The organism is Allomuricauda sp. TY007 (assembly GCF_010468565.1).
Lineage (GTDB): Bacteria > Bacteroidota > Bacteroidia > Flavobacteriales > Flavobacteriaceae > Flagellimonas.
Genome location: NZ_WUEG01000011.1, coordinates 93461 through 106898, shown reverse-complemented (window position 1 = coordinate 106898; position 13438 = coordinate 93461). Strand labels below are relative to the sequence as shown.

The 13438-nt window shown below is 42.5% G+C and carries 10 protein-coding genes; 7 read left to right on the top strand and 3 right to left on the bottom strand.

Annotated elements, in window-relative coordinates; all coding sequences use genetic code 11:
* Positions 1–24: 24 nt before the first annotated feature.
* From GO009_RS12705 to miaB, 3 genes are read right to left on the bottom strand one after another with little or no spacing between them, the layout of a single operon-like run.
* Positions 25–1305 (bottom strand): sigma-54-dependent Fis family transcriptional regulator, encoded by a 1281-nt coding sequence (locus tag GO009_RS12705; RefSeq protein ID WP_163626620.1) that lies wholly within the window; start codon positions 1303–1305, stop codon positions 25–27.
* 14 nt (positions 1306–1319) lie between these two features.
* Positions 1320–2144 carry a KilA-N domain-containing protein gene (locus GO009_RS12700; RefSeq protein ID WP_163626619.1) on the bottom strand — a complete coding sequence of 275 codons (825 nt, stop codon included), beginning with the start codon at positions 2142–2144 and terminating at the stop codon, positions 1320–1322.
* Between the two features lie 9 nt (positions 2145–2153).
* Positions 2154–3608 carry a tRNA (N6-isopentenyl adenosine(37)-C2)-methylthiotransferase MiaB gene (miaB, locus tag GO009_RS12695; RefSeq protein WP_203532454.1) on the bottom strand — a complete coding sequence of 485 codons (1455 nt, stop codon included), beginning with the start codon at positions 3606–3608 and terminating at the stop codon, positions 2154–2156.
* Positions 3609–3741: 133 nt separating this feature from the next.
* Between miaB and GO009_RS12690 the strand changes: the two genes are divergently transcribed.
* The 7 genes from GO009_RS12690 to gldM all read left to right on the top strand — a co-directional run bounded on the left by GO009_RS12690 (position 3742) and on the right by gldM (position 13436).
* Positions 3742–4470, top strand: a complete 729-nt coding sequence (locus tag GO009_RS12690) for a hypothetical protein (protein WP_163626618.1) — start codon at positions 3742–3744, stop codon at positions 4468–4470.
* Positions 4471–4536: 66 nt separating this feature from the next.
* The gene (locus tag GO009_RS12685; protein WP_163626617.1) at positions 4537–5784 is read left to right on the top strand and encodes an LVIVD repeat-containing protein; all 1248 of its coding nucleotides are present in this window, start codon (positions 4537–4539) and stop codon (positions 5782–5784) included.
* A gap of 118 nt (positions 5785–5902) precedes the next feature.
* Positions 5903–8389: a type I DNA topoisomerase gene (topA, locus tag GO009_RS12680; protein WP_163626616.1), complete on the top strand. Its 2487-nt coding sequence runs from the start codon at positions 5903–5905 to the stop codon at positions 8387–8389.
* A 1-nt stretch (position 8390) separates the two neighbouring features.
* Positions 8391–9548, top strand: a complete 1158-nt coding sequence (locus GO009_RS12675; protein WP_163626615.1) for a formimidoylglutamase — start codon at positions 8391–8393, stop codon at positions 9546–9548.
* Positions 9549–9670: 122 nt separating this feature from the next.
* The gene (gene gldK / locus GO009_RS12670; RefSeq protein WP_163626614.1) at positions 9671–11050 is read left to right on the top strand and encodes a gliding motility lipoprotein GldK; all 1380 of its coding nucleotides are present in this window, start codon (positions 9671–9673) and stop codon (positions 11048–11050) included.
* Between the two features lie 91 nt (positions 11051–11141).
* Positions 11142–11798 carry a gliding motility protein GldL gene (gldL, locus tag GO009_RS12665; RefSeq protein ID WP_163626613.1) on the top strand — a complete coding sequence of 219 codons (657 nt, stop codon included), beginning with the start codon at positions 11142–11144 and terminating at the stop codon, positions 11796–11798.
* Between the two features lie 69 nt (positions 11799–11867).
* Positions 11868–13436 (top strand): gliding motility protein GldM, encoded by a 1569-nt coding sequence (gene gldM, locus GO009_RS12660; RefSeq protein ID WP_163626612.1) that lies wholly within the window; start codon positions 11868–11870, stop codon positions 13434–13436.
* Positions 13437–13438: the final 2 nt, after the last annotated feature.

Sequence of the window (13438 nt, the reverse complement as noted above, 5' to 3'; positions counted from 1 at the left end):
TGTTTTCAGACTTTTTGATCTTGATTATAGATCGTACTGCTTTATTTTTCTGTAGAGCGTTCTTTCCGAAATACCAAGCTCGGCAGCTGCGGCCTTACGTTTTCCCTTGTTTCGCTCCAAGGATTTTTTGATCAGCTCGATTTCTTTTTCTTGTAAAGATAGGGTTTCTTCCTCTTCAATTTCTTCAGCAAAATGATACTTGTCCTCAGGAGGTTGTTGCGATGGGACGGGTGCCGTTGGTTCCAAAACGGGCTCGGGCAAATGCAATAGCTCAGCAGGGGTCTCTTCGTGTTCTATATCTTCTTCCTGCCCTTCATTGCCATATATTTTACGGATCAATCCCTCATTTTCTCGTTGTACTTTGTTGGAATCATCGTCCTTAAGAAGTTCCAGGGTCAATTTTTTAAGATCGTTCAGATCGCTCTTCATGTCAAAGAGGACTTTGTACAGGATTTCGCGTTCGTTACTAAAGTCCCCTTCTTTTTTGGCTTGTTCCACAACGGCTGGCAAATTGGAACCGCTCGAATCGGGCAAGTAACTTTTAAAGGTTGCGGCCGAAATGTTTCGGTCTTCTTCCAGTACGGAAATTTGTTCTGCAATGTTCCGTAATTGGCGAATGTTTCCGGGCCAACGATATTTTAAAAGAAGATTTATGGCATCATCTTCCAGTCGGATCGTGGGCATTTTATACTTCTGTCCAAAATCGGATGCAAATTTTCGGAACAATAAATGGATGTCTTCCCGTCTGTCACGAAGCGGTGGCAGATTGATTTCAACCGTACTCAATCTATAATAGAGGTCTTCCCTGAATTTTTCCTTCTTTATGGCCTCGAACATATTGATGTTGGTCGCTGCCACAATCCTAACATCGGTTTTTTGTACCTGTGAAGACCCCACTTTAAGAAACTCGCCATTTTCCAAGACCCGAAGCAATCGAACTTGGGTGGTCAATGGAAGTTCGCCAACCTCGTCTAAAAATATGGTGCCACCATCGGCTACCTCAAAATAACCACTACGGGTCTGGGTGGCTCCGGTAAAGGCACCTTTTTCATGCCCGAAGAGTTCACTGTCAATAGTTCCCTCGGGGATGGCACCGCAGTTAACCGCAATGTACTTGGCGTGCTTGCGATGGGAAAGCGAGTGAATGATCTTGGGAATGGATTCCTTTCCCACACCGCTTTCACCTGTTACCAATACCGAAATATCGGTCGGAGCTACTTGTATGGCCTTTTCTATGGCGCGGTTGAGTTTCACATCGTTCCCGATGATCTCGAACCGTTGTTTTATGCTTTGGACTGATTCCATAGGGTTAAGTGAACTTATCTTAATTTTTTGATAGTGGTATTTTCAGTTAAGGATTTCATTTGGGTAATTGCAACTTTATTGAGTTGGATCAGTCTTTCGCTCTGAGGAAGGTTTTGCTCAATAAGTAAAGCGTTAATACTTTCGATGTTGCTTAAAACGACCAATTGTTCCAAAGTGGCAAAATCTCGTATATTTCCTTTTTTGTTAGGGTTTTCTTGTCTCCATTCCTTTGCAGTTGTTCCAAAAAGAGCGGTATTGAGTAAATCGGCCTCAGTGGCATATACAAAATTGGCTTGCTTCTTGGTAATTTCTTTTGGAACCAGGTTTTCCTTTATTGCATCTGTGTGGATTTGATAATTGATTTTGGAAATGGCCCGCTGTAGGTCCCATTCTAATTTTAGGCGATTGTTTTCATCATCTTTCAAGCGTTGAAATTCTTTGATGACATAGAGCTTAAACTCTATGGAAATCCAAGAAGCAAATTCCAAAGCTATATCTTTATGGGCAAAGGTACCGCCATACCTTCCGGCCTTTGAAACAATGCCAATTGCATTCGTGTTTTCAATCCAACGTTTTGGGGTCATTACAAAACTGTTAAGCCCTGCTTGCTTTTTAAACCCGTCGAATTCGACGGGTTTAAAATTGGGGTTATAAATACTTTCCCAAAAGCCCAAAAGCTCAATCGTATTTCGATTCCTCATCCAGTTTTTAATAATGTCGTCGGTATGATGGGGGTCTTTGTGCCGGGCGATATCGGTTAGGGAAATAAAATCGTTATTGTTTTGCTCGTACAATACAATATCAATTCCCTTAACGTTTATTTTTTTGCTTTTCGGCATGTTTTTCACTTAGCTTAAACCTACTGCCTCACCGATAAGGGTAGCGGAGGTACATTCGTTGATTTTGACGTTGACAAAATCCCCTACTTTATAATTTTCCTTTGGAAAAACCACAACGGTATTCTGGGAGTTTCGTCCCATCCAGTGGGCGTCCGATTTTTTGGAAGTTCCCTCGATGAGCACTTCCTCGATCTTGCCCAAATGCTCTTGCGTGCGATAATGGCTATGCTTTTGCTGCAGTTCGATGATCTCCGTAAGACGTCTTTTTTTGATGGTCTCGGGAATATCGTCCTCCATTTTACGTTCGGCCAAAGTTCCGGGTCTTTCGGAATAAGCGAACATAAAACCAAAATCGTACTTCACGTATTCCATCAAACTCAAGGTGTCCTGATGGTCTTCTTCCGTTTCCGTAGGGAACCCGGTTATCATATCTTGACTGATGGCGCAATCAGGGATTATTTTTTTGATGTTATCAATCAATTCAAAATACTCCTCACGAGTGTGCAGACGGTTCATGGCTTTTAGAATACGGTTGCTTCCACTTTGCACGGGCAAGTGAATGTACTTGCAGATATTTCTGTATTTTGCCATGGTCTCGATCACGTCCAAAGTCATATCCTGTGGGTTGGATGTGGAAAAACGGATACGCATCTTTGGCTGTGCCTGTGCCACAAGTTCCAACAACCCTGCAAAGTTTACGGAAGTGGCTTTTTGCATGTCCGTAGCCTTGTCGAAATCCTTTTTCAATCCACCACCATACCAAAGGTAGCTGTCCACATTCTGGCCCAAAAGGGTAATTTCCTTGAATCCTCTTTCCCAAAGGTCGTTCACTTCCTCTAAAATGGATTGTGGGTCACGACTACGTTCCCTTCCTCTGGTAAAAGGCACTACACAGAACGTGCACATGTTGTCGCAGCCACGTGTAATGGAAACAAAAGCAGAGACACCGTTGGTGTTCAATCGAACGGGTGCCACATCGCCGTAGGTCTCATCTTTGGATAGGATGACGTTTACCGCATTCCTACCTTCGTCAATTTCTTGGATTAGATTGGGAAGGTCTTTGTAGGCATCGGGTCCCACAACCATATCCACGATTTTTTCCTCTTCCAAGAACTTGCTTTTCAAGCGTTCCGCCATGCAGCCCAAGACCCCGACTTTCATATTTGGTTTGGTTCTTTTTACGGCATTGAACTTCTCCAAACGCTTGCGAACGGTTTGTTCGGCTTTTTCCCGAATGGAACAGGTGTTTACCAGGACCAAATCGGCATCGTCCAAGTTTTGGGTAGTGTTGAAACCTTCCTTGGCCAAAATGGACGCCACAATCTCGCTATCGGAAAAGTTCATCTGGCAACCGTAGCTTTCAATATAAAGCTTTCGGCCGTTCTTTTCGTTGTTTTCCAGTGATAGGGTGCTTCCCTGTTGGCTTTCATCTATTATCTTTTCCACGCTTTTTTCCTCTATCATAAATGTTTCAATGGGGTGCAAAGATAATGCTTATTACAGTTTAGTGACAATTTGGCAGTATTTTTTAATAATATATTGCGATATCCCCTGTTAGTGTTACCTTCAAACTAGCAATAAAACCTATAACTAAACAATGAATTTCATCAACCTTTCCGAAAGAATCAAACAGAGTGCGCCCGTAGAGTTTGGAACTGTGTTCAATAATTCTGTGGAGCTTTTCAAAAAAGTATGGCTACAAGGTTTTTTGACCTTGATATTGACCTTTGTGAGCATTTTGCCTTTTTATTTATTGATTTACCTGCCCATGATCGCTATGGGCATAAGCGATCCCAATGCCTTTGATGAACAAGAGATGCCGCCTGCATTTGCGGGATTGATGTCGTTGTTCATGCCTATTTTTTCCGTGTGTGTTATGACGGTAAGTATTTGTTTGAACGCCGCGTTTTTACGGATTTGCAGAAAGTATGATCTCAATGAATCCGGAAAGGACGATTATTTCTACTATTTCAAAAAAGAATATTTGATCAAGGCGTTGATTCTCTCTTTGATAATGACGGGCTTGTCCTTATTGGGATTATTGACCTGTGGTTTGGGAATTATTTATTTGATGGTGCCCATGTCTTTGTTTCCTGCCTTTTTTGCTTTTGACAAAGAGCTCACCGCTTTGGAAATTGTGAAAGCGGGTTTTGCATTGGGCAATAAAAACTGGTTGATGATATTTCTTCTGGTCATCGTGGCTGGATTGGTGTCGCAACTCGGTGTGATCCTTTGCTTGGTGGGAGTTCTGTTTACGGCCATGTTCAGTAAAATACCTATCTACTTTATTTATAAAGATGCCATTGGAATTTCTATGGATGTGTGATTTTAATGGATTTTGGCGCAACTTTGTCCAATAATTTTCGTCTAAGTGTGTAAAATACATGCTGTTATGAAAAAGAAAATCCTCTTGTTGCCTTTTTTGACCATGCTACTGTTTTTGTCATGTACCAATGACGATTCCAGTGATGAATATGCCGAGTACCTCGTTGCCCGGCCCATGGTGATGAGCAAAACCGAATTTGCTGCCGGGGTTGACATTATTGCCCCACGACCCATCAACGAATCTGGAAAGGTATACGCCTACAAGGATTATATCTTCATCAACGACAAGTACAAAGGGGTGCACGTTATCAACAATAGCAATCCAAGCCAACCTGTAAAAGTTGCATTTATTCAGATTCCGGGAAATGTGGATGTTTCGGTAAAGGATAATTACTTGTTTGCCGACAGTCTAACGGATTTGGTGGTCATTGATATTTCCGATATCAAAAACATTGAACAGGTGAACCGATTGGAAAACGTATTGCAGAGCAACATTTTCTTTCCTTTTGAGGCAGACATTGTGGAAGGTGCAATTTATGATCACGAAACAGAGATTGTTGTGGGTTGGCAGACCATAACAGAGCGAAGGTTGGTCTCTGAAGTTGAAAAGGACAATGGGGGCGTTTTTAACGATACAGCTTTCGCCGAATCTACCAATGGAGAAACAGGCCAAGGAGGTTCATTGGCAAGGTTCAAAATTGTGGAGGATTATTTGTATGCCGTGGACAGCCATAATATAAATGTGTTCAATATATCCGATTTGGACAATCCCCAGGCTCTTGAAGATGTATATGCAGGTTTCGATATTGAGACGATTTTTTATAATGGCAATTACCTTTTCTTGGGCAGTATGCGGGGTATGTATATATATGATATTGCCAATCCTGCCGCACCGAGCAAAGTTTCCGAATTTGAACATGGCACGGCCTGCGACCCTGTTGTAGTGGATGGAGATTATGCCTATGTCACGCTACGCGGGGGAAATTGGTGTGGAGCCACGGAGAGTGGATTGTTCATTGTTGATATATCCAATATAGAAAGTCCGGAACTGGTCGTTTCATACCCAATGGATGGCCCTTATGGTCTGGGCATTAAGGAAGAAAAACTTTTTGTTTGTGATGGAGATTCGGGGCTTAAGGTGTTCGATAAAACAGATGTGAACGATATAAAAGAGTTAAACCATTTTAAAGATATTGTTACGTTTGATGTGATTCCCACGGAAAACCATTTGATTATGGTTGGGGACGAAATATTATATCAATATGAATACCTTAATGATGGTATCAGGCTCATCAGCCAAATAGGACTCAATTAAAAATCAAGAAAAGCCAGTTTTGATATCCCGTTTTAAGCGGGATATTTTTTTATTGGGACGAGGGTAAAACCTTAAAATCGAAAAATTGATATACTTTTGTTGTCACAAAACCAAGTGCATGCCAAAAAATTTAGTTATTGTAGAGTCCCCCGCTAAAGCTAAAACCATTGAAAAATTTCTGGGTAAGGAATTTCAAGTTGAGTCCAGTTTTGGGCACATTGCCGACCTTCCCTCAAAAGAACTCGGCGTAGATGTGGAGAACGATTTTAAGCCAAAATATACTGTAGATAAGGAGAAGAAGGCCTTGGTGAAAAAACTCAAGGACTTGGCAAAAAAAGCGGAAACCATTTGGCTGGCGAGTGATGAAGACCGAGAAGGGGAGGCCATATCTTGGCACTTGGCAGAAGAGTTGGGTTTGGATAAGAACAAGACCAAACGAATCGTATTTAACTCCATTACCAAATCGGCTATCCAAAAGGCGATTGAAAATCCGAGGGACATCAACTACAATTTGGTCAACGCGCAACAGGCACGTAGAGTGTTGGACCGTTTGGTGGGTTACGAACTGTCACCGGTACTGTGGAAAAAAATAAAACCAGGGCTTTCCGCAGGTAGGGTGCAATCCGTAGCGGTTCGCTTGATTGTGGAACGGGAACGTGAGATTGAAGAATTTACGCCAGAAGCATCTTTCAGGATAAAGGCGGAATTCAAAACCAATCAGGGTAACGTATTTGCAGCAAAGCTGAACAAAACATTCCCGACCAAAGAAGCTGCCGAGAAGTTCCTGAAAGAAAATATAGGCGCAGGCTTTTCGGTTTCCGATTTGGCCCAAAAGCCGGCAAAAAAATCTCCAGCTGCACCTTTTACGACATCGACCTTGCAGCAGGAAGCATCCAGAAAGCTCTATTTTTCGGTAAGCCGAACCATGCAAGTAGCGCAACGTTTGTACGAGGCAGGTCTAATTACCTATATGAGAACGGATAGCGTCAACCTGTCCAACGAAGCAATAGCAGCGGCAAAAGATGCCATTCTGGACAACTATGGAGAAAAGTACAGTCAAACCAGAAATTTTACAGGGAAATCCAAAGGGGCACAAGAGGCTCACGAGGCCATTCGCCCTACCGATATGAAATTGCAATCGCCCCAATTGGAGCGCGACCAAGCAAAATTATATGAGTTGATTTGGAAACGTACCCTTGCCTCGCAGATGAGCGATGCCCAGTTGGAACGTACCAATGTGAAAATAAAAGCGAGTACCCACAACGAGGAATTCTCAGCAAACGGGGAAGTGGTGAAGTTTGATGGTTTCCTTAAAGTATATCTGGAAGGAACCGATGATGAAGATGGCGAGGAGCAAGAAGGAATGCTGCCGGCCATGAATGTGGGAGAGCCGCTTCAAAATGTATTTATTTCCGCAACAGAAAGATTCACACGACCACCTTATAGATATTCCGAGGCCTCCTTGGTAAAGAAACTGGAAGAATTGGGCATTGGTAGACCATCCACCTACGCGCCTACCATATCAACCATTCAAAATAGGGGATATGTGGAAAAAGGTACGGTGGAAGGTTCCGAACGCAACTACGTGCAGTTGGTACTCGAAGAAGGCAAGGTTTCCGATAAACAATTGACCGAAATGGTCGGTTCGGAGAAAGGAAAAATTGTTCCAACGGATATTGGAATGATCGTAAATGACTTTTTGGTGACACACTTCACCCAAATTCTAGATTACAATTTTACAGCTCAGGTAGAAGAGGATTTTGATGAAATTGCTTCGGGCGATGAGGATTGGCAGGAAATGATGAAAAATTTCTACAAGGATTTCCACCCCAATGTGTTGGAGGTCGAGGAAAATGCCGAACGTGCTAGTGGTGAGCGTGTGTTGGGAACGGACCCCAAAACGGGCAGACAGGTATCCGTAAGATTGGGCCGTTTTGGTCCCATGGTGCAGATTGGTACTGTGGATGATGAAGAGAAACCACAATTTGCAAGTTTGCTGCCAGACCAGTCCATTGGCACCATTACTTTTGAAGAAGCCATGACGCTTTTTGAACTCCCAAGAAAGTTAGGTGTGTACGAAGGCGAGGAAGTAGAGGCCAATGTGGGTCGTTATGGACCTTATGTAAGGTTTGGTAAAAAATTCATTTCACTCGCCAAAGGCGAAAGCGCTTTTGATGTGGATATGGAGCGCGCCATAGAATTGATCAAAGAAAAGCAAAAGGCAGATGCACCGATTGCCACGTATGAAGGAAAGGATGTTACCAAAGGTAAAGGTAGGTTTGGGCCGTTCATAAAATGGAACGGTATGTTCATCAACGTGAACAAAAAATACGATTTTGATAATCTTTCCGAAGGGGATATCGCTGAATTGATCGAGGCCAAAAAGAAGAAGGAAGCCGAAAAACTGGTTCAAGAATGGCCCGAAGAAAAAATCAGGATAGAAAAAGCCCGTTGGGGAAGACACAATATTATAAAAGGTAGGGTAAAGGTGGAACTTTCCAAAGATGTGGATGCCACAAAAATTACTTTGGAAGAAGCACAGGCCCTATTGGAAAAGAAATCACCAAAGAAAAAAGCCAAGACAAAAGCAAAAGCTAAGAAATAGTATGGCCTTCGATTTTCTGGTTCCGGTCAAGGACAAGGTATTGGCACATTCCGAATTGTTGCCAGAACAAGCATTGGGAAAAAACGTCCACATGCATACCGAAAAGGATGGGCTTCCGGTATTCGCCCATGCCGATGTCGCCATTTTTGGCGTATTGGAATCCAGAAATGCCTTTGAGAAAAAACCGGAAAAACTGGATTTGGACGAAGTCCGTATCCAGCTCTACCGTTTAATGATGGGCAACTGGAACTCCACCATTATTGATATAGGGGATGTGGAGGAAGGCGATACCGTAGAGGATACCTATTTTGTGGTAAAGGAAATCGTGGCGGGATTGCTCGAGGAAAACATCATACCCATAGTATTGGGTCTTACCCAGGATATTACTTTCCCTACTTACCGCGCTTTTGATAAAATAAAGAATATGGTGAATCTGGTCTCCATTGATAGTCGGTTCGACTTTGGTGAGGACGATGAATTGATTTCATCACATTCCTATATGAGCAAGATCATTACCGATAAGCCCAACAATCTTTTTAATTTTTCAAACATTGGATACCAGAGTTATTTCAATGCCCAGGAAGAAAAGGATTTAATGGAACGCCTTTTTTTCGATGCCTATCGCTTAGGTGAGATTGCCGCCAATATAGAACTGGCGGAACCTGTTTTGCGAAGCAGCGATATTGTAAGCTTGGACCTGAGGGCTATCCGTGCCAGCGAAATGGGTATGACAAGTAACTTTTCCCCAAATGGTTTTACAGGTCGGGAGATATGTACCATTGCCCGTTACGCCGGTATTAGCGACAAAGTTTCCCTGTTTGGAATTTACGAAGGGGAAAACTCCCATCAGGCATTCCAGATGATTGCCCAGATTATATGGTATTTTATTGAGGGCCTAAGCTTCAGGATCAAAGAGTACCCAAGTTCAAAGAACGAAGACTTCACAAAGTTTACTGTACCCACGGACACGGAAGAGTTGATTTTTTTCAAAAGCCATGTCACAGAACGGTGGTGGGTAGAAGTACCAACAATTTTGGCAGAGCATACTAAAACAAATTCGGTGGCGTTATTACCTTGCACCGAAGAGGACTATTTGGATGCTTGCAACCAGAACATTCCCGAAAGGTGGTTCAAAGCCTACAGAAAAGGCTTGAACTAAATAAATTAAATTTTGATCATTAATTGTTTTTGCACAATAATTCATTCAAAAATCAGTTTTGAGAGTAATGAATCTGTGTAGTACAGTTATAAAATCTTGAATCGAACAATTTAACCTAAAGTATGAGAAAGCTATTCTTTTCATCTCTAGCACTTGTTTTTTTGCTTGCCAGTTGTGGCTCTAAATCAAGGTCAAAAGGTGAACTAGTTGGGGTAAAGGGAAAAAAATGGCATCCAGAAAAACCCTATGGAATGGAATTGATTCCCAGAGGCGCCTTTGTAATGGGGAAAGCCCATGAGGATCAAGCAAAAACATTGAATGCTCCCACAAGAACGGTTACCGTACGTTCCTTTTATATGGACGATACGGAAATCACCAATAGTGAGTACCGACAGTTTGTGGAGTGGGTCAAGGATTCCATAGTAAGAACCAGATTGGCCATTTTGGCCGACGAGTTGGGTATTGGGCCCGAAGATGAAGGTATCGGTGAGTACGGATTTAAGGATACCGATACGACTGAACTTTCCGTTTACGACAAATACATGCTCGATAATTATGCGGGTATGGGAGATAACTATTATGAAGGCAGGGCATTGAACAAAGATGTGGATTTGATATGGGATACATCGGAATACCCGGATGAGTACTATGCAGAGGTTATGGATTCCATGTATCTTCCAGAAGAAGAAAGCTATAATGGCCTTAGAAGCATAGATGTTACCAAAATCAAGTACAAGTACAACTGGATGGACATCGAAGCTGCGGCCAGGGCACGATCGGGTAATAGAAAGGACTTCATTAAACAAGAAGAATTGGAAATTTACCCAGATACCACTGTATGGATCCGAGATTTTGAATACAGCTACAATGAGCCGATGCACAACGATTATTTTTGGCATGATGCCTATAGCGACTACCCTGTAGTCGGGGTAAACTGGATGCAGGCCAAAGCCTTTTGTAATTGGAGAACAAAATTTAAGAACGATGATCAAAAAAGTCGTGGAAAACAGTTTGTGAACCAATTTAGGTTACCCACCGAAGCAGAGTGGGAATATGCCGCCAGGGGAGGAATCGAAGGCGGGACATATCCTTGGGGCGGTCCGTATGTGATCAGCGATACGGGATGTTTTATGGCCAACTTTAAGCCACAGCGAGGCGATTACGCAGCAGATGCCGCTTTATATACGGTAGAAGCAAAATCCTTTGAGCCTAACGAATACAATCTATACAATATGGCAGGCAATGTGTCGGAATGGACAAATTCCAGTTTTGATCCAGGTGCTTACCAATATTTATCCACCATGAACCCGAATATTGGTTCACAGGACAACAAACGTAAAGTGATTCGTGGAGGCTCTTGGAAAGATGTAGCTTACTTCCTTCAAGTAAGTACCAGAGATTATGAATATCAAGATTCTGCAAGAAGTTACATAGGATTTAGAACGGTCCAGGATTATATGGGAGAGGAAGATTCTGCCAACGGTAGCCGAAGCGGACTATAATAAAAACAAAAACACGAGAGAACATTATATAAACAAGTAAGAGTAGTAACCAAATACTTATTTTTTATATAACTTAATTAAAACTAGAATTATGGCGCAGTCAAAATCAACAAAAAAGCTGTTTAACATGGCCTACGGGCTAGGGGCATCGGTAGTAATTATTGGTGCATTGTTCAAGATCCTTCACTGGGAGTTCGGGCCCCTTACAGGTGGACTTCTTCTTGCGGTTGGACTTATTACCGAAGCATTGATCTTTGCTATCTCTGCATTTGAACCAGTTGACGACGAATACGACTGGTCTTTGGTATATCCAGAATTGTCCGGAGGTCAAGCGGATTCCAAAAGAAAGCAAGAGGCAAAAGATGCTCAAGAAGCAGAAGGATTGCTTTCCAAGAAATTGGATAACCTTCTAAAAGAAGCAAAAATCGATTCTGAACTTTTTACCAACTTGGGTGAAAGTATCAAGAGTTTTGAAGGTGCCGCTAAGAATATCACTCCAACAACAGATGCTATTCAGCACACTAAAAAGTACTCGGAGGAATTGTCTCACGCTGCAGCTCAAATGGAATCTTTGAACAGCCTGTACAAAGTACAATTGGAAAGTGCTAGCCGTCAAGCTTCCATCAACGAAGAAGTTGTACAGAACGCAGGTGCCTTGAAAGACCAAATGGAGTCTTTGGCCACTAACCTATCTTCTTTGAACGGAGTGTACGGAGGTATGCTTACGGCCATGGGCGGAAAAAACTAATTAGATGTTTTCAAAATCAACAGAAAACAAAAACCAAATCAAATTATTATTAAATCTAATTAGATAAACATGGCATCAGGAAAACAAACGCCACGTCAGAAGATGATCAACCTTATGTACTTGATCTTCATTGCGATGTTGGCACTTAATATGAGCAAGGAAGTACTTGCAGCTTTCGGACTGATGAACGAAAAGCTGGAAACTTCCAATACCAACATGGACTCCAATAACTCTAGTTTTATGGCCAGCTTGGAAACAAAGGCCAGTGAAAACGAAGAGGAGTACGGAGAATTGTACCAAAATGCTCAAGAGATCAAGCAACTTTCCGATAATTACTATAACTATTTGGAAGGATTGAAGAAAGAAATGACCGCAGATTTGGAAGACCCAAAGGACTACGTGGTTATGGACAAGTCTGATTATTTGGACCAAAAATTCTTTCAGGGCGACAATTTGGGACCAGAAGGAAAAGAGTTCATGAAGCAGATCAACGATTACCGCGAAGGTGTTATCAATGCTTTGCCAGATGAATATAAATCTTTGAAAGCCGGTGTTGAGACACGTTTTGCCACTGGAGATGAAGATGGTAAAGTTGAGAAGAGAGATGGCACGCGCCAAGATTGGATCAACTACCATTACGAAGGGTTCCCATTGGTGGCCTCTTTGACCAAAATGACCCAGTTGCAGGCCGATATCAAAACTACCGAGCAAGAGGTGTTGAAAACCCTTTTGGAAGGTGAATTGACCGAGGCGGTGTCCTTGACCAACTTTGCAAGTGCATTGTCCGCTCCTAAAACCGCTTACTACGCAGGTGAAAAGTACGATGGTAAGATCATTGTTAGTAAAACTGACAAAACTTCCACGCCTGTAAAAGCTGAATTGACTTTGGACGGAAGGCCATTGACAGAAGGTAAGGATTACGAATTGGAAGCTGGCGGAATCAAAATGTTGATCAGTGCCGGTACTCCAGGCGACCACACCATTAAAGGAACCATGACATACATGCAAGACGGTGAAGAGGTGCCAGTGGAAGTGAACAACACTTTTGCAACTATCTCCATGCCTAACGCAGCAGTAATTTCTGCAGATAAAATGAACGTGGTGTATCGTGGTGTTGCCAACCCAATGACCATCTCTATTCCTGGTATTCCAGATAATAAGGTTTCAGCTTCAGCTCCTGGTTTGAGCAGAAGAAGTGGCAGCAATTACATCATGAACCCAGGTACGGGTAGATCTGTAACCATTACAGCTTCTGGAACATTGCCCGATGGTAAGGGAATCCGTACTTCGTCAGAATTCCGTATCAAGGATATTCCAAGGCCAAGCGGTACCGTTCGTGGAGAATCAGGTAGCATTAAGATGCCAAGGAAAAACCTTGAGATATCTACTGTTAGTGCAATGTTGGAAGATTTTGACTTTGACTTGAACCTAGCCGTTAGTCAGTTTAAATTCAAAGTGCCGGGTCAGCCAACCGTAGTTGTAAATGGAAACAAATTGGATAGCAGGGCCAAATCTGTACTTGCAAGAGCAGGCAGGGGCGAGTCTGTCCAAATATTCGATATCCAAGCTTACATCACAAACAACAAGAGCTACAAGTTAAAGAAAGTATCTCCTGTTATGGTTGAGCTTACTAACTAAGA

Bases quoted from the DNA above. Each gene is read 5' to 3' on its own strand.
- GO009_RS12705 (WP_163626620.1), bottom strand. From the start codon at position 1,305: ATGGAATCAGTCCAAAGCATAAAACAACGGTTCGAGATCATCGGGAAC.
- GO009_RS12700 (WP_163626619.1), bottom strand. From the start codon at position 2,144: ATGCCGAAAAGCAAAAAAATAAACGTTAAGGGAATTGATATTGTATTG.
- miaB (WP_203532454.1), bottom strand. From the start codon at position 3,608: ATGATAGAGGAAAAAAGCGTGGAAAAGATAATAGATGAAAGCCAACAG.
- GO009_RS12690 (WP_163626618.1), top strand. From the start codon at position 3,742: ATGAATTTCATCAACCTTTCCGAAAGAATCAAACAGAGTGCGCCCGTA.
- GO009_RS12685 (WP_163626617.1), top strand. From the start codon at position 4,537: ATGAAAAAGAAAATCCTCTTGTTGCCTTTTTTGACCATGCTACTGTTT.
- topA (WP_163626616.1), top strand. From the start codon at position 5,903: ATGCCAAAAAATTTAGTTATTGTAGAGTCCCCCGCTAAAGCTAAAACC.
- GO009_RS12675 (WP_163626615.1), top strand. From the start codon at position 8,391: ATGGCCTTCGATTTTCTGGTTCCGGTCAAGGACAAGGTATTGGCACAT.
- gldK (WP_163626614.1), top strand. From the start codon at position 9,671: ATGAGAAAGCTATTCTTTTCATCTCTAGCACTTGTTTTTTTGCTTGCC.
- gldL (WP_163626613.1), top strand. From the start codon at position 11,142: ATGGCGCAGTCAAAATCAACAAAAAAGCTGTTTAACATGGCCTACGGG.
- gldM (WP_163626612.1), top strand. From the start codon at position 11,868: ATGGCATCAGGAAAACAAACGCCACGTCAGAAGATGATCAACCTTATG.